At 62.6% G+C, this 23,527-nt stretch carries 19 protein-coding genes; 5 read left to right on the forward strand and 14 right to left on the reverse strand.

The annotated features are described in order from the left end of the window. Positions 1-40: 40 nt before the first annotated feature. The 5 genes from J3P88_RS06670 to J3P88_RS06690 form a co-directional block, all read right to left on the reverse strand. Positions 41-469, reverse strand: coding sequence for a heme utilization protein (locus J3P88_RS06670; RefSeq protein WP_434574488.1), 429 nt, complete (start codon positions 467-469; stop codon positions 41-43). A gap of 298 nt (positions 470-767) precedes the next feature. Further along, positions 768-2,087: an MFS transporter gene (locus J3P88_RS06675; protein WP_186706395.1), complete on the reverse strand. Its 1,320-nt coding sequence runs from the start codon at positions 2,085-2,087 to the stop codon at positions 768-770. Positions 2,088-2,512: 425 nt separating this feature from the next. After that, entirely contained in the window at positions 2,513-3,838 is a 1,326-nt protein-coding gene (locus J3P88_RS06680; protein WP_434574489.1) for a sigma-54-dependent transcriptional regulator, read from the reverse strand. Further along, complete coding sequence (locus J3P88_RS06685) at positions 3,831-5,597, reverse strand: sensor histidine kinase (RefSeq protein ID WP_434574490.1); 1,767 nt, start codon at positions 5,595-5,597, stop codon at positions 3,831-3,833. The genes J3P88_RS06680 and J3P88_RS06685 overlap by 8 nt, the downstream gene beginning before the upstream one ends. A gap of 430 nt (positions 5,598-6,027) precedes the next feature. Further along, positions 6,028-7,551, reverse strand: a complete 1,524-nt coding sequence (locus tag J3P88_RS06690; protein WP_003178511.1) for a fumarate hydratase — start codon at positions 7,549-7,551, stop codon at positions 6,028-6,030. A gap of 464 nt (positions 7,552-8,015) precedes the next feature. Here J3P88_RS06690 and J3P88_RS06695 point away from each other — a divergent pair, with 464 nt between their 5' ends. The 3 genes from J3P88_RS06695 to J3P88_RS06705 are packed head-to-tail and all read left to right on the forward strand — an operon-like array spanning position 8,016 to position 10,828. Further along, positions 8,016-9,122, forward strand: coding sequence for a GGDEF domain-containing protein (locus J3P88_RS06695; RefSeq protein ID WP_186706392.1), 1,107 nt, complete (start codon positions 8,016-8,018; stop codon positions 9,120-9,122). Next, complete coding sequence (locus tag J3P88_RS06700; protein ID WP_434574491.1) at positions 9,115-10,050, forward strand: iron-sulfur-binding ferredoxin reductase; 936 nt, start codon at positions 9,115-9,117, stop codon at positions 10,048-10,050. The genes J3P88_RS06695 and J3P88_RS06700 overlap by 8 nt, the downstream gene beginning before the upstream one ends. A 28-nt stretch (positions 10,051-10,078) precedes the next feature. Then, positions 10,079-10,828, forward strand: coding sequence for an enoyl-CoA hydratase (locus tag J3P88_RS06705; RefSeq protein ID WP_434574492.1), 750 nt, complete (start codon positions 10,079-10,081; stop codon positions 10,826-10,828). A 329-nt stretch (positions 10,829-11,157) separates the two neighbouring features. On the opposite strand, the gene pyk is transcribed toward J3P88_RS06705, so the two are convergent. Next, positions 11,158-12,609 carry a pyruvate kinase gene (gene pyk, locus J3P88_RS06710; RefSeq protein WP_053124684.1) on the reverse strand — a complete coding sequence of 484 codons (1,452 nt, stop codon included), beginning with the start codon at positions 12,607-12,609 and terminating at the stop codon, positions 11,158-11,160. A 325-nt stretch (positions 12,610-12,934) separates the two neighbouring features. Here pyk and J3P88_RS06715 point away from each other — a divergent pair, with 325 nt between their 5' ends. Both J3P88_RS06715 and J3P88_RS06720 read left to right on the forward strand, forming a co-directional pair. Further along, positions 12,935-13,306 carry a tetratricopeptide repeat protein gene (locus J3P88_RS06715; RefSeq protein ID WP_207964963.1) on the forward strand — a complete coding sequence of 124 codons (372 nt, stop codon included), beginning with the start codon at positions 12,935-12,937 and terminating at the stop codon, positions 13,304-13,306. Positions 13,307-13,591: 285 nt separating this feature from the next. Beyond that, positions 13,592-13,951, forward strand: a complete 360-nt coding sequence (locus J3P88_RS06720; RefSeq protein ID WP_434574493.1) for a PilZ domain-containing protein — start codon at positions 13,592-13,594, stop codon at positions 13,949-13,951. A 182-nt stretch (positions 13,952-14,133) separates the two neighbouring features. On the opposite strand, the gene J3P88_RS06725 is transcribed toward J3P88_RS06720, so the two are convergent. From J3P88_RS06725 to J3P88_RS06760, 8 genes are all read right to left on the reverse strand, one after another. Then, a complete protein-coding gene (locus J3P88_RS06725; RefSeq protein ID WP_434574494.1) occupies positions 14,134-14,481 on the reverse strand; it encodes a DUF6124 family protein in 348 nt (115 codons plus the stop codon). Between the two features lie 470 nt (positions 14,482-14,951). Then, positions 14,952-16,283 (reverse strand): DUF58 domain-containing protein, encoded by a 1,332-nt coding sequence (locus J3P88_RS06730; RefSeq protein WP_434574495.1) that lies wholly within the window; start codon positions 16,281-16,283, stop codon positions 14,952-14,954. A 289-nt stretch (positions 16,284-16,572) separates the two neighbouring features. Next, positions 16,573-17,580 carry an AAA family ATPase gene (locus tag J3P88_RS06735; protein WP_186729429.1) on the reverse strand — a complete coding sequence of 336 codons (1,008 nt, stop codon included), beginning with the start codon at positions 17,578-17,580 and terminating at the stop codon, positions 16,573-16,575. Positions 17,581-17,663: 83 nt separating this feature from the next. Beyond that, complete coding sequence (locus tag J3P88_RS06740) at positions 17,664-18,851, reverse strand: Fic family protein (RefSeq protein ID WP_434574496.1); 1,188 nt, start codon at positions 18,849-18,851, stop codon at positions 17,664-17,666. A gap of 158 nt (positions 18,852-19,009) precedes the next feature. Beyond that, a complete protein-coding gene (locus J3P88_RS06745) occupies positions 19,010-20,173 on the reverse strand; it encodes a DUF4350 domain-containing protein (RefSeq protein ID WP_434574497.1) in 1,164 nt (387 codons plus the stop codon). Beyond that, entirely contained in the window at positions 20,170-21,720 is a 1,551-nt protein-coding gene (locus tag J3P88_RS06750; protein WP_434574498.1) for a DUF4129 domain-containing protein, read from the reverse strand. The genes J3P88_RS06745 and J3P88_RS06750 overlap by 4 nt, the downstream gene beginning before the upstream one ends. Continuing rightward, entirely contained in the window at positions 21,707-22,681 is a 975-nt protein-coding gene (locus tag J3P88_RS06755; RefSeq protein ID WP_434574499.1) for a stage II sporulation protein M, read from the reverse strand. The genes J3P88_RS06750 and J3P88_RS06755 overlap by 14 nt, the downstream gene beginning before the upstream one ends. Continuing rightward, the gene (locus J3P88_RS06760; RefSeq protein ID WP_186729424.1) at positions 22,678-23,403 is read right to left on the reverse strand and encodes an RDD family protein; all 726 of its coding nucleotides are present in this window, start codon (positions 23,401-23,403) and stop codon (positions 22,678-22,680) included. Before J3P88_RS06760 ends, J3P88_RS06755 begins: the two co-directional genes overlap by 4 nt. Between the last annotated feature and the right edge of the window lie 124 nt (positions 23,404-23,527).

A 23,527-nucleotide genomic window follows, 5' to 3' on the forward strand; every position in this document is an offset into this window, starting at 1 on the left:
AGCCCGGCCGAGGCCGGGCTGTGAGGGTGTGGTGATCGGATTAGCTGATGGCAGCAGCGTTGGTGCGGTCGAAGCCATCTTCAGCGATTGCGCTGTTGGTGCGGTCGAAACCGTCGGCAGCGATTGCGCCGTTGGTGCGGTCGAAACCGTCGGCAGCGATTGCGCCGTTGGTGCGGTCGAAACCGTCGGCGGCGATTGCGCCGTTGGTGCGGTCGAAACCGTCGGCAGCGATTGCGCCGTTGGTGCGGTCGAAACCGTCGGCGGCGATTGCGCCGTTGGTGCGGTCGAAGCCATCTTCAGCGATTGCGCCATTAGTGCGGTCGAAGCCATCGGCGGCGAGGGTAGAAGCGCCGGTGCGGTCGTAACCATCAGCGGCGATGGCCGAGCTGGTGCGGTCGAAACCGTCGGCAGCAAAAGTGTTGGCGGCCAGTACGGACAGGGTCAGGGCGATGATCAGTTTGGTTTTCATGGTCGTGCTCCAGAATGTTTGGCGTTAGGCGCCTTGGGTGTGGACTTCATATTACGCTCGTTAATTTGATTAAAAAGCGCAAATAAATGCTTAAATCTATCAATTAAATAGATCTATATTGGGTTACCACAGAACGGTCAATGAGGCCCATTGCCGGCGTATCGAATGGCGTTCTGTTGAGGGTGAGGATGGAGGTCAGGCATTAACCAGAGATTAATGTCGGATAAATCTTTGGACAGGCAGAACGAAAAAAGGGCGAACCTGTAGGTTCGCCCCTTTTGTGCGTACGACTTGGAGATCAGTCGGTCACGATCCGTGAATGCTTGCGTGTATCTTTCATGGTGATGTACACCAGCAGCGACACGGCAATGCAGGCCGTCACGTACCAGTAGTAGCCGGTCTCCATACCGATGCTCTTGAACCACAGCGCGATGTATTCAGCGGTGCCGCCGAAAATCGACACGGTCAGCGCGTAGGGCAGGCCGACGCCCAGGGCGCGGATTTCGGTGGGGAACAACTCGGCCTTCACCACGGCGTTGATCGAGGTGTAGCCGCTGACGATGATCAGCGCGGCCATGATCAGGAAGAACGCGCCCCACCAGGTCTCGATGGTGTGCAGGGTGGTGAGGATCGGCACGGTGAACAGGGTGCCGAGGATGCCGAAGGCGATCAGGATCGGCCGACGACCGATCTTGTCCGACAGCCCGCCGATCAGCGGTTGCAGGCACATGAACAGGAACAGCGTTGCGGCGGAGATGGTGGTGGAGTCGGAGATGCTCATGCCGACGGTGTTCACCAGGTATTTCTGCATGTAGGTGGTGTAGGTGTAGAAGGCCAGGGTGCCGCCCATGGTCAGGCCGACCACGGTCAGCAGTTCCTTGGGATGACGCATCAAGGTGCGCATGGCGCTTTCCTTGGCTTTTTCCTTCTTGGTGAACGACTCGGTTTCTTCCATGCCGCGACGCAGGTACAGCGCCACCACCGCACACAGCGCGCCGATGGCGAACGGGATGCGCCAGCCCCACGCGTACAGCTGCTCGGTGGTCAACATTTGTTGCAGCACGATCAGCACGCCGAGGGCGATGAGCTGGCCGGAAATCAGCGTTACGTACTGGAAGCTAGAGAAGAAACCGCGGCGTTCCTTGGTCGCCATCTCGCTCAGGTAGGTCGCCGAGGTGCCGTATTCGCCACCCACCGACAGGCCTTGGAGCAGGCGGGCAAACACCAGCAGGATCGGTGCGCCGACACCGATGGTTTCGTAGCCGGGGCTCAGGGCGATGATCAGCGAGCCAAAGCACATCAAGTACACCGAGGCCATCAACGCGCGTTTGCGACCAGCGCGGTCAGCGTACAAGCCCATCAGCCAGCCACCGATCGGGCGCATCAGGAAGCCGACGGCGAAGATCGCGGCGGTGTTGAGCAATTGGGCGGTGGTGTCGCCCTTGGGGAAGAAGGCTTTGGCGAAGTACAAGGAGAAAGCGGCGTAGACGTACCAGTCGTACCACTCGACCATGTTGCCGACCGAGCCACTGAAGATCGACTTGATCCGGCTGGCGGTGGTTCTTTCACGGGCGGGCACGGCAGCCGACCCGATGGGCAGGGTGTTTGAGTTATCCATTGAAGGATCCTTCGTTTAATTGTTTTTGTGGAGCGCGTGGGAACGCAGCCTGACAGGGCTATAGCAGGAGCTGTGCCAGCTGGGAGAAGGCCGGTTTAGAGGGGGTTGGGGCGTTGCGTAAGCGGAAATCCGCTTATTGTGGCGGCGGGTGTGGGCGGGAATCCGCTTATGCAGGGGGAATGTGTGTTGTCAGTACCGGCCTCATCGCGAGCAGGCTCGCTCCCACATTTCTGTCCGGTGTACATATGATCCTTGTGGGAGCGAGCCTGCTCGCGAAAGCGGTGTGTCAGTCCACTCGATATCGACTGACCCGACGCCTTCGCGAGCAAGCCCGCTCCCACATTTTGCCCGGTGTACACAGGCCCCTGTGGGAGCCGAGCTTGCTCGCGATGAGGGCGGTTCAGACACAGCGAATTCAGCGGGCCCTACAAAAACATCTCCCGACTCAACCCATGCCGCTGCATCTTTTCATTGAAGGTGCGGCGCGGCAGTTGCAGTTCCTCAAGCACGGCTTTCACATCACCTTTGTGCCGCGTCAGGGCGGCGCGCAGGCACTGGGCTTCGAAGGCTTCCTGTTGGGCCGCCAGGGACTGGCCCGGCTCTGCTTCTAGAACGGGCAGTTGATCGAGCCCCAACACCTGGCGTTCGGCGACGTTGGCCAATTCCCGCACATTGCCCGGCCAGTCGTGGCTGAGCAGATGGCTCAACTGCGGCCCGCTCAAGGGCGCGGCGGGACGGCCCAGGCGTTCGGCGGCGTGGTGGGTGAAATGTTCGAACAGCAAGGGGATGTCCTCGCGCCGTTCGCGCAGCGGTGGCAGGCGCAGTTCAGCGATGTTCAGGCGATAGGCCAAGTCTTCGCGAAAACGCCCGGCCCGGGCTTCGTCCAGCAGGTCGGGTTTGGTGGCGGCAATGATGCGCAGGTCCACGTTGATGCTCTGGTTGGAGCCCAGGCGTTCGAGCTTTTTTTCTTGAAGAACTCGTAACAGCTTGGCCTGCTGGGCCAGGGGCATGCTTTCGATTTCATCGAGAAACAGCGTGCCGCCATCGGCGTATTCGAGCTTGCCGATGCGCTTGCCCTGGGCCCCGGTGAAGGCGCCGCTTTCATGGCCGAACAGCTCGGCTTCGAACAGCGGTTCGGGAATCGCCGCGCAGTTCAAGGCCACGAAAGGTTTGCTCGCCCGCGGGCCGAAGTCGTGCAGGCAGCGGGCGACCAACTCCTTGCCACTGCCGGTTTCACCACGGATCAACACGTTGACCGGCAATGTCGCCAGGTCCAGCACTTGGCGGCGCAGGTTTTGCAACGAGCGGGAGACGCCAAGCAAGCTGGCGTCGAGCCTGGTCCTGGCATCGGCCTGCTCGTGCAATCGACGGTTTTCCAGCACCAGGAAACGCTTGTCCAGGGCCCTGCGCAAACTGCCAAGCAGGGCTTCCGGGCTGAAGGGCTTTTCCAGGAAGTCGTAGGCACCGTCGCGCATGGCCTCTACCGCCATGGGCACGTCGCCGTGACCGGTCAAGAGAATCACCGGCAGGTCTGGATCCCGGCGGCGCACTTCGGCCAGCAGATCCAGGCCACTGAGGCCGGGCATGCGCACGTCGCTGAGGATCACCCCGGGGAAATGCTCCGGCAACCGGGCCAGGCATTCGTCGGCGCGGCTGAACAGTTGCACCTGGAACCCCGACAGGCTCAACCATTGCTCGACGGCACTGCGAATGCTGCCTTCGTCATCCACGACCATGACTGAATCAAGCATGCCGTTGCGCCTCCTGATCGATGGGCAAGGTCACGCAGAATACCGCGCCGTTCCCGTGGTTGTCCGCCGTCAGCCGCCCACCAGATTCATGAATGATTGCGAACGAAACCGCCAGCCCCAGGCCCAGGCCGTCGCCCACGGCCTTGGTGGTGAAGAACGGATCGAACACCTGGGCCAGGTGCTCCTCGGCGATGCCGGTGCCGCTGTCGCTGACGGTCAGGCGCCACAATTGCTCATCGGCCTCCAGGCGCACTTCCAAACGTTTGAGCGGTTGGCCGGCCATGGCGTCGAGGGCGTTGCGCAGCAGGTTGATCAACACCTGTTCGAGGCGGATCGCATCGCCGCGCACCCACGCCGGGCGGGTCAGGTGCAGCACGGTGCTGATCTGTTCATCGCGCAGGCGTGTTTCCAGCAGTTGCAGGGCTTGGTCCACCACTTCCGCCAGGTCCAGGCGTTCGCGCAGGCCGCTGGGGCTTTTGCGCGCGAACGTCTTCAAGTGGCCGGTGAGGGCGGCCATGCGGGTCAGCATGTCATCCACCGGCTTGAGGGCCTTGTAGGCGTCATCGACCCGACCGTGATCCAACAGCAGGCGCAGGGTTGCCAATTGCATGCGCTGGGCGGTCAACGGTTGGTTGATTTCATGGGCCAGGGCCGCCGACATCTGCCCCAACGCCGCCAGCTTGGCCGATTGCACCAGCCCGTCCTGGGCCGTGCGCAGATCCCGAGTGCGCTCCTCCACCAGCCGTTCCAGCTCTTCGCGGCTGCGCTGGCGCAACCTTGCCAGGCGCCAGCGCTGGTTGAGAAACAGCAACAGGAACACCAGCGCCAACCATAAGCCAGCGGCGGCGAGCCCGGCGTTGCGCAAGTCTTCGAAGGTGATTTGCGGGCGGCGCAGCAAGTGCAGGGTCCAGCCCTCGGCGGTCAACGGCAAGGATTCCCACAGGTAATCCTCCGAGCCATCGGGGGCTTCGACCCGGGCCAGATGGCTGTTGTCATCGAAGCGGCGCAGCGGTTCATGGGCCAGGGCTTGCAACGGTTGTTTGTCGTATTGGCGGGTGGCCTTGAGTTCGGCGCGGTCGTTGTCGGTCAGCGGTTGCAAGTGACGATAACGCCAGCCTGGGCGATTGGCGATGAAGATGATGCCCCGGGCATCGCTGACCAGCAGGGTATCGCTGCCCTGGCGCCATTCGCGCTCCAGCTCCGGAAACTCCAGCTTTACCACCATCGCGCCAAGGAACGCGCCGTCGTCGCCGGTCACGGCGCTGGAGAGGAAATAACCCGGTATGCCGCTGGTCACGCCCACCGCGTAGAACCGCCCGGTGCCCTGGGTGCGGGTCTGGATGAAATAGGGGCGGAAACCATAGTTGTGCCCGACATAACTGCTGGGCAGGCGCCAGTTACTGGCCGCGACGGCCAAGCCACTGTGGTCGAGCAGTTCCAATGTGGATGACTGGGCGGCGCCATTGATCTGTTCGAGCTTGCGGTTCAGCGCATCCTGCTGAGTCGCACTGAGCGGCCCCTTGAGGGCCGAGCGCAATTCCGGGTCCAGCGCCAGCACGGCGGGCAGGGCGCGGTAGCGTTCGATCAGGGTGTGCAACGAATTGGCATACAGCGCCAACTGCTGGCTGGCACGGCTGGCGTCTTCTTCCAAGGCCTCGTGCTCGGCGTGGCGCACGGCGAGGGTGGCGGCAACGGCCGCGCCGGCGAGGATCAGCAAGGTGTACAACGACAGGCGCAAGGTACGGGGGTTCGGCAGCATGCTGGCGTGAACCAGTGGAAAGTCGGGTGGCCACGATAGCATGGCGGTTGCTTCGAGCGATCAGGTAGTTAGCCTCCAACAGGGATTGGTCGTGGATTGGGGTGTTGTGTCACCTGAGATCCAGTGTGGGAGCGAGCCTGCTCGCGAAGACGCCAGCACATCCAACTTGATGTCGACTGACCCACCGCTTTCGCGAGCAGGCTCGCTCCCACAATGACCGCAGTGATCCCCAAACTTATGAACACCCAAGATCACCTGTGGGAGCGGGCTTGCTCGCGAAGAGGCCGGCCCATCCAACATCACCGCAAACTGACACACCGCTTTCGCGAGCAAGCCCGCTTCCACAGGGGGCGGCTGTGGCATCACTGCATAAAAAAAGGCCGGTGGGGTTGTTGCCCCGCCGGCCTTTTTCACTGCGCCAAAATGCCTGTTACTGCACTTCGACCGCCAGGCTGTCGCTGATCTTTTTCTGCCAGATGGCAGGACCCGTGATATGCACCGACTCGCCCTTGCTGTCCACCGCAACCGTCACTGGCATGTCCTTGACCTCGAACTCGTAGATCGCTTCCATGCCCAGTTCGGCGAACGCCAGGACCTTGGATTTCTTGATCGCCTGGGCCACCAGGTAAGCGGCACCGCCGACGGCCATCAGGTAGACGGCTTTGTTGTCCTTGATCGCTTCGATGGCGGTCGGGCCGCGCTCGGATTTGCCGATCATGCCCAACAGGCCGGTCTGCTCGAGGATCTGGCGGGTGAACTTGTCCATCCGTGTGGCGGTGGTCGGACCGGCTGGGCCGACCACTTCGTCGCCGACCGGATCGACCGGGCCGACGTAGTAGATGAAGCGGCCCTTGAGGTCCACCGGCAAGGTTTCACCCTTGTTCAGCATCTCGACCATGCGCTTGTGCGCGGCGTCGCGACCGGTGAGCATCTTGCCGTTGAGCAGCACGGTTTCGCCCGGCTTCCAGCTCTGCACGTCTTCCGGGGTCAAGGTGTCGAGGTTGACGCGACGGGCCGACGGGCCGGCTTCCCAGACGATTTCCGGGTAGGCGTCCAGCGGTGGCGCTTCCAGCGAAGCCGGGCCGGTGCCGTCCAGCACGAAGTGGGCGTGACGGGTGGCGGCGCAGTTGGGGATCATGCACACCGGCAGGGAGGCGGCGTGGGTCGGGTAATCCATGATCTTCACGTCGAGCACGGTCGTCAGGCCACCCAGGCCCTGGGCGCCGATGCCCAGTTGGTTGACCTTCTCGAACAGCTCCAGGCGCATCTCTTCAATACGGTTCTGCGGGCCGCGGGCCTTGAGCTCATGGATGTCGATGGATTCCATCAAGACTTCCTTGGCCATCACCGCGGCTTTCTCGGCAGTGCCGCCGATGCCGATACCGAGCATGCCCGGTGGGCACCAGCCGGCCCCCATGGTCGGAACGGTCTTGAGCACCCAGTCGACGATGGAGTCGGACGGGTTGAGCATGGCCATCTTCGACTTGTTCTCGGAACCGCCGCCCTTGGCCGCTACGTCCACTTCCACGGTGTTGCCCGGGACGATGGAGTAGTGGATGACCGCCGGGGTGTTGTCCTTGGTGTTTTTGCGTGCGCCTGCCGGGTCGGCGAGGATGGAGGCACGCAGGACATTTTCCGGCAGGTTGTAGGCGCGACGCACGCCCTCGTTGATCATGTCGTCCAGGCCCATGGTCGCGCCATCCCAACGCACATCCATGCCCACGCGCACGAACACAGTCACGATGCCGGTGTCCTGGCAGATCGGCCGATGGCCGGTGGCGCACATGCGCGAGTTGATCAGGATCTGCGCCATGGAGTCACGGGCCGCCGGCGATTCTTCGCGCAGGTAGGCTTCGTGCATCGCCTGGATGAAATCCACGGGGTGGTAGTAGGAAATGAACTGCAGGGCGTCGGCGACGCTCTGTATCAGGTCATCTTGCTTGATCACGGTCATGAGTCGCGCTCCTCTCTAAAGACGGGAACATTCAATAAGGTGCCGGCCGCTTGGGTGCATCGGTCGACGGGCGGCACCTCTATAAGGCACGCCGGGCATGCTGGCGCGACGCTAAAAAGGCGCGGCAGTATATCGCAGGCCAGCATCCTGTGGGAGCGAGCTTGCTCGCGATCGCGACGGACTGATGAGGATGGCGGTGAAAGCCTGTGGCGAGGGAGCTTGCTCCCGCTGGGCTGCGCAGCGGCCCCAGGATTTTGCGGTCGCTGCGCAACCGAGCGGGAGCAAGCTCCCTCGCCACAGGGATATCAGGGGCGCGAGCCACTGCGTCAATTGGGCCATTGCTTTGACGCCATTTTTCTGCTCCAGAATTGAATGGTCATTTGTCCTACACGCCACTAAAGTGGCGTCTGGCCTGTAGCGTAGGACGCCTCCTGTCAGTTTCCTTTCCCATGGTGAGTCAACGATTGACCCATAACGCCATTCAACGTCTTTTGCTGAAACGCTTCGCTTTGGCGGCCGCGACGTACGCGCTGGCACTGGTTTTGTTGTGGCTGGCATTTTTCAGTGGGCATTACCTGGACTCGTTGCGCGGTGTCATCATCGGCAGCGTGTTGGTCGTGCTGTGCCAGGCCGGGCTGTTCACATTGTTTATCACCGACCGCAACCTGCGCTTTGCCGACCCCAGCCTCACCGAAGTCCAGGTGTTGATCGGCTTGGGTTGGCAGACCTGGATGATGGCGCACCTGGACCAGGCCCGGGGCGTGTTCCTGGTGTTCTATGTGCTGATTCTGTTGTTCGGGCTGTTCCACCTGTCACGCCGGGCGTTTGTGCGCTGCGCGTCGCTGGTGTTCATCAGTTTCACCGCAATTACCCTCTGGGACGGTTACTTCTTCAGGCTTCCCGATCCCACCCTGGCCGGGTTGCAGGTGGCCGTGCTGTTTCTCGTGCTGGTGTGGCTGGTGTTTTACGCCCGCTACGTCCAGACCTCACGCCAGCGCATGCGTCAGCGGCGGTTTGCCTTGCAGGCGCACCAGGACACCTTGCGCGGGATGATGCGCCAGCTCGAAGACCTGGTGGCCACCGATGAGCTGACAGGGCTGTTCAATCGCCGGCATTTCCTGCGCCTGGCCTCCCGCGAACTCAACACCCTCCGGCCCGGCGTCGCCCATGGCCTGGCCCTGATCGACCTTGACCATTTCAAGCGCATCAACGACCTGCACGGCCACGCCGCCGGCGACCAGGTGCTCCAGGCGTTCGCCGCGGTCGCTACGGCATGCCTGCGCGAAGGCGATGTATTGGCCCGTTACGGCGGCGAGGAATTCGTCATGCTGCTGCCCGCTTGCGACCCCCAGCGCCTGACGGCCTGTTGCGAGCGGCTGCGGCTGGCGTTCACCGAAGTCGAACTGATCGGCCTGCAGGTCGGCGCCCTCAGCCTGTCGGCGGGCATGACGATGCTGGACATGGGCGATGACCTGGATAACGCGTTGCAGCGGGCCGACCAGGCCCTGTACCGTGCCAAGCGAGACGGCCGCAATCGGTGCGCCGCCGCTTGGGAGAACGTCGATGCCTGAACTGACAGTCGCCGGTCGGCACTGGACGGTGGCGGCGGGCAGTAACCTGCTGGACGCCTTGAACGGTGCCGGCGTGCCGGTCCCCTACAGTTGCCGCGCCGGGAGCTGCCACGCCTGCCTGGTGCAGTGCGTGGGTGGCGACGTGCGCGACAGCCGTCCCGATGCCCTGAGCCCGACGCAGCGCGACCAGGGCTGGCGGTTGGCCTGCCAATGCCAGGTGGTGGAGGATGTGCAGATCCATACCTTCGATCCGCAACGTGACGGCCAGGCCGCCCAGGTGATGGCAGTGGATTGGCTGGGCGGCGAGGTGTTGCGCTTGCGCGTCACGCCCGAGCGGCCGCTGCGGTATCGGGCTGGGCAGCATCTGGTGCTGTGGGCCTGCGAGGTGGCCCGGCCATATTCCCTGGCAAGCCTGCCCGAAGAAGACCGTTTCCTGGAGTTCCACCTCGATTGCCGTGAGCCCGGCCAGTTCATCGAGGCGGCCCGGCAGATGAACGCCGGCGACCCGATCCGGCTGGGCGAGCTGCGCGGTGGCGCCTTGCACTACGATCCCGACTGGCATGCCAGGCCGCTGTGGCTGCTCGCCGCCGGGACGGGCTTGGCGCCGCTGTTCGGCTTGCTGCGCGAGGCGTTGCGCCAGCATCACCAAGGCGCGATTCGCCTTATTCACGTGGCCCATGATGCGGCCGGGCATTACCTGGCCAAACCCCTGGAGGCGCTGGCGGCCAAGCATCAAAACCTCTCGGTGGAGCTGCTGACCGCGGCCGAGGCGCCGTCCGCCTTGGCGCAACTGCGGCTTGTTTCCCGGCAAACCCAAGCCTTACTCTGCGGCCATCCCGACCGGGTCGAGGCCTTTGCCAAGCGTTTGTACCTGGCCGGCTTGCCGCGCAATCAACTGCTGGCCGACGTCTTCCTGCCCCGTGGTTGAGCGCTGATTCCCAGACGCGAGACCGACCATGACCGAAACCCTGTTGCTCGACCGTGAACGCGGCCTGCTGACCGTGCGCTTGAACCGCCCGGACAAGAAAAACGCCCTCACCCGGGCGATGTACAGTCAATTGGCCCACGCCCTGACGATGGCCGACACCGACCCGCAGATTCGCGCGGTGCTGCTCACCGGCTCCAGCGATTGCTTCACCGCCGGTAACGACATCGTCGACTTCCTCGAACAGCCGCCGAACGACCTCGATAACCCGGTATTCCAGTTCATGCTCAGCCTGCTCGATTGCCGCAAACCGGTGATCGCCGCCGTGGTTGGGCCGGCGGTGGGCATCGGCACGACGTTGCTGCTGCATTGCGACCTGGTCTACGTCAGCCGGGATGCGCGGCTGCGCATGCCGTTCGTCAACCTGGGTTTGTGTCCGGAGTTCGGCTCCAGCCTGATCCTGCCGCGGCTGCTGGGCCAGGCCAGGGCTGCGCAATTGTTGCTGTTGGGCGAGGGCTTCAGTGGAGAACAGGCGGTCGCATGGGGCATCGCTACCGAGGCGCTGGACAATGGCGAAGCGGTATTGGCCAAGGCCAGGGAAGTGGCATTGCGCTTCGAATCGCTGCCGCCGGAAGCGGTGTGTATCAGCAAGCAACTGATGAAAGCGCCGGACCGGGAGCAACTGCGCAAGGTAATTGAAGAAGAGGGCACGCTGTTCACCCAGCGCTTGCGCTCGCCCGAGGCGGTGGCGGCGTTGTCGGGGTTTATCAACAGGCGTTGAGTTTTTTGGTGCCTGGTCCGGCCCTATCGCGAGCAAGCTTTGCTCCCACAGTAGATCTGTGGTGTTCAGGAATAATGTGTTCAACACAAAATCCCTGTGGGAGCGGGCTTGCTCGCGAAAGCGGTGGGTCAGCTTGCATCCATCTTGAATGAGCTGACGCCTTCGCGAGCAAGCCCGCTCCCACAGGTGAGATGTGTACGCAGTCCAAAATGTGGGAGCAAAGCTTGCTCGCGATGGCGGCAGATCAGGCAGCACAGGCTTCAGCAGGCAAAAACCAAAAAGCCCCACCATTCACATGGCAGGGCTTTTGTTTTTCAGCGCTCGGTCACTCAGACCATCGGGTCGCCAACATGCAGGATTTTCATCCCGTTGGTGCCGCCGATGGTGTGGTAGCTGTCGCCCTTGGTCAGGATGACCCAGTCGCCGGTCTGCACCACGCCGCGCTTGACCAGTTCATCCACCGCCGCCTGGCTGACTTCGCCCGGTTGCAGGGCCGCTGGGTCGAATGGCACGGTGTAGACGCCACGGAACATCGACGCGCGGGCCTGGGTTTCGCGGTGTGGGGAGAACGCGTAGATCGGCACCGAGGAGCGGATGCGCGACATGATCAGCGGCGTGTAACCACTTTCGGTCAACGCGATGATCGCCTTCACGCCCGGGAAGTGGTTGGCGGTGTACATCGTCGCCAGGGCGATGCTTTCGTCGCAGCGCTCGAAGGTCTTGCCGATGCGGTGGCTGGAGGTCTTGCTGGTCGGGTGCTTTTCAGCGCCGATGCAAATACGCGCCATGGCCTGCACCGCTTCGAGCGGGTAGAGGCCGGCGGCGCTTTCGGCCGAGAGCATCACGGCGTCGGTGTAGTCGAGCACGGCGTTGGCTACGTCGGACACTTCGGCGCGGGTCGGCATCGGGTTCTGGATCATCGACTCCATCATCTGGGTCGCAACGATCACTGCTTTGTTGTGGCGGCGTGCATGCAGAATGATCTTCTTCTGGATGCCCACCAGCTCGGCATCGCCGATTTCCACGCCCAGGTCGCCGCGGGCCACCATCACGGCGTCGGACGCCTTGATCAGGCCGTCGAGGGTTTCGTCGTCGGCCACGGCTTCGGCGCGTTCGATCTTGGCCACCAGCCAGGCGGTGCCGCCGGCTTCGTCGCGCAGTTGACGGGCGTATTCCATGTCCGCCGCGTCACGGGGAAAGGAAACGGCCAGGTAGTCGACTTCCATTTCCGCCGCCAGCTTGATGTCGGCCTTGTCTTTTTCGGTCAGGGCTGGGGCCGTCAGGCCACCGCCGCGACGGTTGATGCCTTTGTGGTCCGACAGCGGGCCGCCGATGGTCACGACGCAGTTCAGTTCGGTGGCGGTAGCGGTCTCGACGCGCATCACCACGCGACCGTCGTCAAGCAGCAGCTCGTCGCCGACGCCGCAATCCTTGACCAGGTCCGGATAGTCGATGCCGACCACTTGCTGGTTGCCTTCGGTCAGCGGATGGCTGGTGGAGAAGGTGAAGGTGTCACCGATCTTCAGCTCGATGCGCTTGTTGGCGAATTTGGCGATACGGATCTTCGGGCCTTGCAAGTCACCCAGCAGGGCAACGAAGCGGCCGTGCTTGGCAGCGAGGTCGCGCACCAGCTTGGCACGAGCCTTGTGCTCGTCGGGGGTGCCGTGGGAGAAATTCAGACGGGCAACGTCCAGGCCAGCCAGAATCAGCTGTTCGAGAACTTCCGGCGAATTACTGGCCGGGCCAAGGGTAGCGACGATTTTGGTGCGACGGACGGACATGCAAGACTCCTCAAGTTCAAGCGCCAGCGAAGGCTACTATGCTCTTTGGGTGTAGTCATTGTTCATATGCACTACTTTTTCGTTTGTTTTTCGAAATGAACATTCCTGAAAATTTTTGCGCCTTTAACTACTAAAGCCGAACACTGCTCTTGTGGCGAGGGAGCTTGCTCCCGCTGGGCTGTGCAACAGCCCCAAGATTTTACGGTCGCTACGCAACCGAGCGGGAGCAAGCTCCCTCGCCACACAGGTGTTCACCATCGGAGTGTTTTCAGCTGAAGATTTTCCCCGTCAGGTCGATACAGAGCTCAAGACAGGAGAACCTCCCATGCGATTCGTGCTTTTTGTTGCCCTGGCCCTGAGCGTCACGGGCTGCACCCGTTGGTCGATGAACCACCACATGAACCTGGCCTACAAGGCTTATGACCGTGGCAATTGCGAGCAGGTCATGCTCGAACTGTCCAAGGTCGACCGCGCCAGCCGCGCCCGCCGCTATATGCAGCCGGAAGTCTCGATGCTGCGCGGCCAATGCCTGGAGCGGCAGAAGCTGTTCATCGATGCAGCGCAGACCTACCAGTTCATCATCACCCAATACCCTAACAGCGAATACGCGTTCCGCGCTCGCGCCCGGCTCGAAACCCTGCAGAGCCTGGGCCACTACCCGACCCGCAGCGCCTCGGCGATTCGTCCTGCTTCTTGACCCTCCCTCCCGTGGCCAGGAGTAATCCTGGCCATCCGTCCTCTGCCCGTCGTGTTTATGAAAATTAATACATGGGACTGGTTGCCTTCTAACCTTGGGCTATATTTGTACAAGTCGTAGTTAGAGCTAGATCTCTACTTTATAGAAGCACCTGAGACCGGCAGAAATAGGCTCAAGGCGGTTGATAGCGTCTGGCACCGGGATTGGGGAGAGCGGGCTCGCTTGGGTTCGTTCCGAAGTGATCGGTTGGCCCTGTATGTGGCCGCTAAGAAAGCGATACAAGACATGTACAAGGAACGCCGAATCGAACGGCATCAGTTGCCGTATTTCCTCAAAGTGTTCAACGGTATCAACGACAGGCCCATCGGTTTCCTGGGCAATGTTTCCGAGAATGGGCTGATGTTGATCAGCCATTTACCGTTGATGGTCGGTGCGGATTTTGACTTGCTCCTGAAAATCCCCGCCGAGGAAGGGCCGCAGCAGAACATCCAGTTGAAAGCCAGGTGCCTGTGGTGCCATGAAGACGTGACGCCACAACATTTCGATGCCGGCTTCAGCCTGCTGGGGGCATCACCGGACTATGGGCAACTGGTGAGCGCGTTGCGGCAGTATTTCTGTTTTTATCCGTTGCCGGCGTCGGCTTGATGCCGCTTGGGTCCTAGCCGCAAGGCCTGGTTCCTGCGGGTGTACCTCACTTAATTGTGGGAGCGGGCTTGCTCGCGAAAGCGGTGGATCAGCTTGCAGCAATGCTGAATGTGCCGCCGCCTTCGCGAGCAAGCCCGCTCCCACAGGACCTTCATCCGCCTGCGTCTACAGGCATTCGGCCCTCAGCGCTGACCCCTCGCCTCGTTATCCAGCATCTTCTCCAGCAACAACACCCCCATCTCGCCCATCTGGTGAATCGCCAACGCCAGGTTGCGCGGGGCGCCTTCCAGGTCTTCCGATAGATCCAGGATCAACGTGCTTACTGAGCAGAAGGTTTCGTAGGTGTGGGCGAGCATGCCTTCGGGGTCGGCGTCGGGGGCGACGATGAAGTAATCCGGTTGTTTGTAAGGTTTTTTGTCGGGTTGGCCGTGGTTGGGCTTGAGGTAGTAGTCGAGGGCTCTTTGGGCGGCTTCGTCGAGCTTTTCGGGGTCAGGGGTTTCGTGGGGTGGATTTGGGGTCGGCTTGATCATTTACTGCTCCTTTAGAAATGGAGCCGTCACTTTTTCGCGACTAAACGAAGGGGGTGGCGGCTGTACGCAGGTTAGTCGACCGGGAGGAGTAGCAAAACCGGCGCGCCCGAGAGCGCCCTGCGTACAGTCACCATCAAGTGCAGGGATAGGGAGGCCTGACTGGATGACGCTTGTGCACACGCTACTACTGCCCGGGCGACTAAACCCGATCGCTGGATATCAGCGACGCGAATCAAGTTACGGGGCGAGGCCAAGGTGCACAAGCCGGCGGATTCTGGCGGATCTGTAGTCCGTTGCGCAAGGCGCTGTAGTCAGCCGGAGTTTTGCTGGCTCGCTGTAGGACCCATGCGGTTCCGCATGACCGGGCTGGCGCTTTAGGGCGAAGCGCTCCCTAAAAAAGTGGCTGCTACGCAGCCCAGCGGGAGCAAGCTCCCTCGCCACGGGTTCATCGCTTTCTTAAGTGATCAGCTTCAGGCGGTTCCGGCTTTTTTCCAGGCCAGGTATTGGGTCACCAGGGCCGCGCCCAATTCGCTGGGGCGCGAATCCAGGGTTGGCACGCCGTGGGCGGCGAGCTGCTTGTGCAGCTCGGCCCGCGCATTCAAATAGTCCACCGTCCCGCAATAGGCCAAGGCCTCGGGCAAGGTTTGCACCGGTGCCTGGCGCAACCGATCGAGGGCTTCTTCCCGCAGGCTGGCCACCAGCACCCGATGCTGTTGCCCCAGCCGTTTCACGGCGGCGAGCAGTTGCGCATCGTCTTCATCCCGCAGGTTGGTCACCAGCACCACCAAGGCCCGGCGTTTTTGCCGGGCCAACAGTTCGGTGACGGCCGCCTGGTAGTCGGCGGGGCGTTGGCTGCTGTCGAGGTCGTACACGGTGTTGAGCAGGACGTTGAGTTGGCCGGTGCCTTTGACCGGGGCGAGGTAGCGGCTTTGCTCGCTGGCGAAGGTGCTCAGGCCCACGGCATCGCCCTGGCGCAGGGCGGTGTAGCTGAGCAGCAGGCAGGCGTTGAGGGCGTGGTCGAAATGCGCCAGCTCGCCGTCCTGGCTGCGCATGCGTCGGCCGCAGTCGAGCATGAAGATGATCTGCTGGTCGCGCTCGTCTTCGTATTCCCGGGCGATCGGCGTGCGATGGCGGGCGGTGGCTTTCCAGTCGATCTGGCGCAGGCTGTCGCCCTCGCGGAATTCGCGCAGTTGATGGAATTCCTGCCCCTGGCCGCGGCGTTGCCGCTGGCGAATGCCGAGCTGGCTGAGCCAATTGTCCACCGCCAGCAACTGGCCGTCGTAGAGCCTGGCGAAATCCGGGTAGACGCGGGTGTGGTCGACGGCGTCCAGCAGGCGTTTGTCGGTCCACAAGCCCAGCGGGCTCGGCAGGTTGGTTTCGCACTGGACGAAGGTAAAGTGACCGCGCTTGAGCGGGCGCAGGCGGTAGCCGACCTGGCTGCGCTGGCCGGGTTGCAGTTCGACCGACTGCGGCAGGTTTTCGAAGTCCAGGCCATCGGGAACATGATCGAAAAGCTGCACGTGCAGCGGCTGGGCAAAGTCGTGGCTGACTTCCAGGCGGACATCACCCCAGCGGCCCAGGGCCAGGCTCCCGGGCATTTGCCGTTGCACCCGCGGCGAGGGCAGGCGCCGGACGCGCACCGCGTCGAGCAGCGCCAGGGTCAGCAAGGCCAGCAGCAACCCCCAGTTGATCGACAGCAGCGTCGATGGCACCGCGATGCCCAGCGCTCGCAGGGCGCCGAGCATGATACTCACGGCCAGCAGCACGGCGAGCCAGGTCAGCAGCAGGCGTGAGGGTTTCATCGGCGCATGCCCTTGCAGGGGATGTTGGCCTTGGCAAAGAAATTTACTGCAGTGAGGTTTCCTGTGGCGAGGGAGCTTGCTCCCGCTGGACGCGCAGCGTCCCCTGGCGGTGTATCAGATAGAACTTGGGGGCTGCTTCGCAGCCCAGCGGGAGCAAGCTCCCTCGCCACAAAAAGCATGCCTGCCACAAAGAATTTTCCTGGCACAAAAAGCATTCCTGGTACAGAAGACATTCCTGCCATAGAAGGTATTCCTGGCACAAAAAGCACGCTTGGCACAGACGCCCTCATCACAACCGCGGCGCCGGCACTTGATCGAGCAGTTGCCCCAGCACCTGGTCCACCGACAGCCCTTCGATGTCCAGTTCCGGCGCCAGCCGCACGCGATGGCGCAGTACGGCCAGGGCGCAGCCCTTGATGTCGTCCGGCACGACGAAGTCGCCGCCGCGCAACAACGCCCGGGCCCGGGCGCAACGCACCAGCGCAATCGACGCGCGAGGCCCGGCGCCGAGGGTCAGGCCCGGCCAACTGCGGGTGGTGCGGGCCAGGCGCACGGCGTAGTCGAGCACCTGGTCGTCCATCGGCAGGTCGCTGGCGATGCGTTGCAACGCTTGCACGTCCTTGGCCTGCAACACCATGCGCAGCGGTTGCACGTCGAGCATGTCGGCGCGGGTCGAACGGCTGACCTGGCGGACCATGTCCAGCTCCTGGTCGGCATCCGGGTAATCCATGCGAACCTTGAGCATGAAGCGGTCGAGCTCGGCTTCCGGCAGCGGGTAGGTGCCTTCCTGTTCGATGGGGTTCTGGGTGGCGAGGACCATGAACGGCTGGGCGATAGGCAGGGCGCGGCCCTCGAGGGTGACCTGACGCTCCTGCATGGCTTCGAGCAGCGCGGCCTGGGTCTTGGCTGGCGCACGGTTGATCTCGTCGGCCAGCAGCAGATGGGTGAACACCGGGCCCTTGCGCAGCTTGAACTGCTCGGTCTGCAAGTCGTACACCGCGTGTCCGGTGACGTCGCTGGGCATCAGGTCGGGGGTGAACTGGATGCGCGCGAACTCGCCGTTGAAACAGCGAGCCAGGGCCCGCACCAGCAAGGTCTTGCCCAGCCCGGGAACGCCTTCGAGCAGCACATGCCCGCCGGCGATCAGCGCGGTGAGCACATCGTCGATCACACTGGCCTGACCCACCACCGCCTTGCGCAGCTCGGTGCGGATGGCCTGGGCCAACTGACTGGCGCGCTGGCGCTGTTGAACGGCATGGGCCTGGCCGTCGGTTGGTTCGTTCTGTTCAGTCGTCAATTCTGGCGTTCTCCTAACGGTTAAATCCTATGACTCGCGACAGGGTGCAGTGCCGGGCGCTGACAACTGAGTCGCTGCACACCTTAGCCCATTTGAAAATGCAGGTTCGGAAAGATCAATCCGGCGAAGCGTGCGGGCAGACCCGCTTCCACCGTGCGGGACCGGGGGGTACTGCTGACCACGATCCCCGCTTCGATCAAGCGGCCCAGTTCTTCGGTTGCCAGCCGATCCTTCAAGCCTGTGAACACCTTGAACTCCGCACGTGGCATCGCACCTTGAGTGAGAAGCGCCAGCACAGCGGCTGCACTGGTGGGCCGGATGCCGGCACGGCGAAGCTCGGGATCCGTCGAGAACACATGAACAACCTGCTCGCGCAGCTTGGCCGGGTTTAGCGAGGTGGTCATGTACTCAATCTGGTCGCGGCAGACATCGAGCATGAATTCGATGAAGTTGAAGTAGTGACGCTGTGAAAGTTGGCCACGCCCGTCATAGTCACCTTCGCGAGGGCGATCAGCCAAGGCCAGGAAGCGATAGTACTCATCTTGCCTGCGAGCCAGGCCACGAGACAGTGACCAGAGAAAAGGTTTCAGCCCAAGGTGAACAAGCTGCAGGTGGGTGAGCATTCGAATCACTCGACCATTACCGTCCAGGAAGGGGTGAACAAGCGCCACCCGGTGATGGCCTGCCAGGGCCGCGATCAATTGGCGCCGCGGATCCCTGATTCGTCCGTAGTGCAGCTGCAGATGCTCAAGCATGGGCAATACAACGGCCGCCGCGGGAGCGACATGGGCGCCAACCTGGACCTGCTCGTTCTCTTCGGCCCGCAGCCTGCCGGGTTCCATCATGCGCCCATCGCCCAGGGTCAGTTCCTGCTTGGACGCGTCCTTGAACAGTCGACGATGGATGGCCGCGATCAACTTGGGATCGAACAGGGCGGAGAAATTGTCCGCTGGCCGCATGCGAAGTAGCCGCTCCATCACCTCCTGCTGCGTCATGTGCTGCACGGCCAGCTCTTTGAGTTCCTTTCTTTCCCGTTTTGGTGTCGTGCGAGCAACCTGGAGGTCGGCAATCTCGGTGCGATGCCCTTCGATCAGGTTCGAGTAGTAGGTGTTGGTGATGCGCAACAGGCCCGCCAGTTGCCTGGATGTCTCATCGGCCAGACGTCCGGCCAGAAAGGCTGCCTTGCACGGCAATTGATCCGCAGCCTGAATGATCGAGTCGGGCAGACTTTCTGGCAGTACGGGATCAAGGTACGTTTTCGAGGTGATCATCGTTTGCTTCCAGCGAACATAACGGCTGTTTATTGGGCAATACCTGCGGAAATTTTTGCGGAAAATAAAACGGCTTGTAACGCCTTTTATTACTAGCTTTAGCGATACCGTACGATAGGCGATTTCCAGTGATTTTGCGGATTTTTTTGCGGAAAAATCTATAAGGCATTCCTAAGGGTTTGCAAATGGGCGACCTGGCGGCAGAACTCGGCGCCGGACATCCGCTGTTTCGGCCGTGGGCTCAAGGCCTGGCTGATGGCCCGCGTCGGTTGCCGGGTCAGGCGGGCGAGGACCTGCCATTGTTCGGCGACGGCCAGTTGTTCGAAACCTGGGTGAAGGTGGCGTGCCCGGCGCAGCACGTCTTGCTGCAAGGTGTGCAACAGGTGCTGCTGGCCGTTGTGGCGCAGGTGGAAACCGGCGCTGGCCTGCACGTGTTCTTCCAACTGGCGCCGCGCCTTGGAGGCGGGTGGTTGCAGCGGGCCATGGCGCACCGCCGAATGCCAGAACCACAGGGCAACCAGGGCCAGCAGTGCCACCAGCGCTTGGGGGAAATAGCGCAGCAACAGGGTCAGCAGGTCGTCGTGGTCGGTATTGAACAGCAGCGTGACGTCCGTGTCGGCGCTCAAGTACCAGAGCAGCCAGGCGTTGTCGTACTGGTCGATCGCATCGTTCTTCCACAGCTCGGCATCGGTGAGCACGGTGATCGAGCCCAGGCCGAGGGTCAATTGCATCATGTGAGTCGACGACGCGCTGTTGGCCCAGGCCTGGGCCAGGTTATGCGGGTCTTCGAGGTGAAAGTCGGTGTCGAAGCTGATATAGGCCGGCGCCTCTTCGTCTTCCAGGTAGAGCTTGGTCAGTTCCGGATAACGGTCCTTGATCAGTTCGGGCGCGGGTTCCTTGAGGTCCTTGCTCAGGAATTGGCGCAGGCGCACGCGGTCGAGCAGCAGGTCGCCGCTGCTGCCGGCGCTGTCGTCCCACAAGGCTTCGGCCACGATGAGCAAGCGCCCGCCGGCCCGGGTCCAGTTCATCAACCGGTCGACTTCCCGGGGCGTCATGTGGGTGCGCTCGCCCAGCAACAGCAGGCTGTGCTGGCGAGGCTCCAGGGTGGGCAATACATCCAGGCTGTTGGCGTGTTCGACGTTGATGCCCCGCTGGCGCAGGAAATGCTCGGCGGCCAGGTAAGGGTTGGCCTGGGCTTCGGGAGAAGGGCCGTGCTCGACGACCTCTTCATAGGGCACGGCTTTGGCGTAGAGATAGAAGCCGAATGCGCACACCACGGCGGCCAGCACGGCGCCGATCAGCCACCCCGCGTGCCGGCTCATCGAGACGCTCCCGGACCGAACAGCCCGCGCCAGCCGTCACACAGTTCCTGTTGCAGGTGGGTCGGCGGTGGGCGATGCCCGTAGGCAATGTTTTGCCAATGCAGCGTCAGGGCTTTGCTGAAGCCCAGCAGCTCGTCCTGCTTGAGCTGTTCGACGCGTTGCAGCACCTGGCCTTCGGTGTCGGACGGTTTCAAGGGGATCTTGAAGTCATGATGCAACCGGCTGAGCAGTGCCCGGTACAGCAGGCCCAGGGCTTCACGGGGTTGCGTGGCCCACAGTTGTTCGACGCTGGCGGCGATGTCGGTCGGCAGGCTTTCTTCACGGATATCCAGGCCGAACATGCGTGCCGGCGCCGCTCGTTCCACGGGCAGGCGTGGCGTTGGTCGGCGATTGACCAGGGCCTTGAGCCGCTCCCGATAGTGCCAGGCCAGCCAGACGATCGCGCCTGTCAAGCAGGCCCACAGCGCGATCTGGATCAGCGAGGCGGCGATGTCGAAGCGTTGGCCGCCGAGCCATTTGAACAGGGCCTTGAGCCAGCTCGGTTTGGCCTCGGTCTCTTCGGTCTCCTCGGCGGGTTCAGCGGTGTCTTCGCCGAAACGATAACGGGTGACGGTCTCGGAGTTCTTGAAGGGCGGAGCGTCGAGGATCGCCTCGATGCCGTCCCGGGAGGCTTCGCTGGTGAGGGGCTGGTTGAGCAGCCGCGGGCTGTCGGGGCCGTTGGTGTCCTCAGCGGCAAACGCCGGGGGCGCCAATGGCAGCATCACCAGGGCCAGGAGCAACAACACCGGGGCTACGCCGCTCAGCCGCTGGCGCAGGCGCCGGAACACCAGTTCGATGTCCCACGCTTCGAGGATTGTCCGCCGGTTCAGATAGAGGCTGAAGCCGCAGGCGACGTACACCGGTTCCCACAAGATCAGCAGCAGCGGATACAGGAAGTTGACCAGGTGCTCGAACCACAACCAGTCGTGTTCGGCTGCGGACACCAGCGTCTCCCAATCCCATTGCAGTTCGACTTGTTGCGGCACGAACAGGTAGAACAGCGCCATCAGGCCGAACCACAGGGCGGTTTCCAGGTGCATGCCGATGATGGTCAACCATTGCGAAGCGCCGCGATTACGTTGCAGCAATACCCGTATGCGTTGCTCCCGCGCTTCACCGGCGAGCCCTTCGAGTTGCACCACCGGCAGCAGGAAGCTGCGGCTCAGGCTCAGCCGGCGCCAGGTCAGGCTGGCCAGCAACTGGGGTTTGAGCAGCGCTGGCCATTGGCGCAAGGCCTGCCTCAAGGTCGGGGTTTCGCCAAACAACGCCTTGGACAGAATGTACAAGGGCAAACGGTCAAAGGCCGGCTTCAGCCACCAGAACAGCATCACCACCAGGGACGGTGAATCCCACAGCAGCAGGGTCAGCAACAGGTACACCGGCAACGTGATGATCGCCCAACTGGTCATCAGCAGGCGTCGATGCTGCTGGCTCATCAATATGCCAAGGTCCATGGCTTCCCAGGTGGTGCGTGGGCGGATGACGACGGTGGCATCACTCAGGCGCATGGCGGACCCGTCCGGCAAACGACAGATAGCTGATCACCAACAGCCACAACAACGCGCCCACCGTGTATTTGGTGGCGGGCGTCACGGCGCTGGAGGACCAGTAGGCCTCGATGAACGCGGCGATGAGCAGGAACAGCATCACGCCACCGATCATCAGCACGCTTTTGCCCGCCGCGAGTCGCAAGGCCTCGCCCCGGGTCAGGCGTCCCGGCGCGATCAAGGCCCAGCCCAATTGCAGGCCCGCGGCGCCGGCCAGGGCGATGGCGGTGAGTTCGAAGGCGCCGTGGCCGATCACGAACGACCAGAACGTTCCCCCCGAGCCGATCTGGGTCAGGTGCCCGGCCACCGCGCCGATGGTCAGGCCATTGAAAAGCAGGAAGAACGCGCTCCCGAGCCCAAACATCAAGCCACTGGCGAACGTCTGAAAAGCAATGCCGATGTTGTGCATGATGTAGTAGCCGAACATGACCCAGTCTTCGCTGGCGGCCCGTTCGACCGAGCGCCCCAGGTGCCCGGAGGCGGGGTCATACATGCTGCGGATCTGGCTGATTTCGTCGGCGCCCAGCACGCTGTAGACCAGTTCCGGAAACAGATAGACCAGCAGCCCGATGCCCACCAGGCTGCCCAGGAACATCAGGCTGGCGGCCAGCACAAAGCGCCATTGTTCACGCACCAGGCGAGGGAAACCGACCAGGATGAAGGCCGAGAGGCTGGCCGAGGGGCGGCTGCGATCCCGGTAGAGTTGCTGATGACCGCGTAGCGCCAGTTGTTGCAGGGTGTCGACCAGCAAGCTGCTGTAGCCCCGGGCCTGGGCCAGTGCCAAGTGATGGCAGAGCCGTCGATAGGCGGCGGGGAAATCACCGCTCTGGGGCGCGTTGCGGCTGCGCTCCAGTTGATCGAGTTGCCGGGACAGGTGCTCCCATTCGCTTTGGTGGCGGCTTTCGAACAGGCTTTGCTTCATGTCGGCCCCAACAAGCCACGGGCGATGCCATTGAGCTCGGCGGTGGCGTTCGGCCCTTGGACGTTCAGTGGCGCGGCCAGGATCGCCGCCAGTTCGTTGACCCGCGCCCGGGACAGATCTGCCTGGCGTTCGGCGAAGCCCAGCACGGCGCGTTGTTCATGCAAGTTCAGGGTGAAAGGCGTGCGTATCGGCGGGGCCATGGGCAATGCGGGGCGTTTGACCGGTTGTTCGCGATACACCACCAGCGTGCCGGCCGCGAGATCGCCCAGGCGCTTGAACGCCGGATGCTGCAGGCAGCAAATGGCCCCGAAGGTGTAGCCAAAGGGCAGCATGTCGACGAAACGCAGCAGGTTGCGGATCAACGACGCCGACCAGCCGATGGGCCGGCCATCGTCCTGCACCACGCGCAGCCCCATGATCTGCTTGCCGGGAGAGCGCCCCTGGTTGAGCACCTCGAACAGCACCATGTACCACCAACTGACGACAAACAGCAGGATGGAACCCAGGCCGAGCCCCAGCTCACCGAAAAATGCCAGGACCAGGAAGAAAAACCCCAGGACCAGCCCGCGTATGCCCAGGTCAATGGCGAAGGCGATTGCACGCGGCATCAACCCCGCCGGGCGCAGCGGCAGGTCGATGCCTTCCGGCGTTTCAACCTGATAACGCGTGTCCAGGGGCGCGGGCAGCGTCGCGTTCCTTTGCAGTGCTGGTGTCTCGAGCATGGGCAACCTGTGATGGGCCAGACCGAATGTTCAATCTCGGCCCCGATGCTAGCAGTCTTCGCGCGGGCAAACGATAGAACTGTGTGGGTCATTTCATGGTTTGCAACAGGATTGGGAGGGCGAA

It is taken from the genome of Pseudomonas sp. Z3-6, from assembly GCF_051131985.1.
Lineage (GTDB): Bacteria > Pseudomonadota > Gammaproteobacteria > Pseudomonadales > Pseudomonadaceae > Aquipseudomonas > Aquipseudomonas zanjanensis.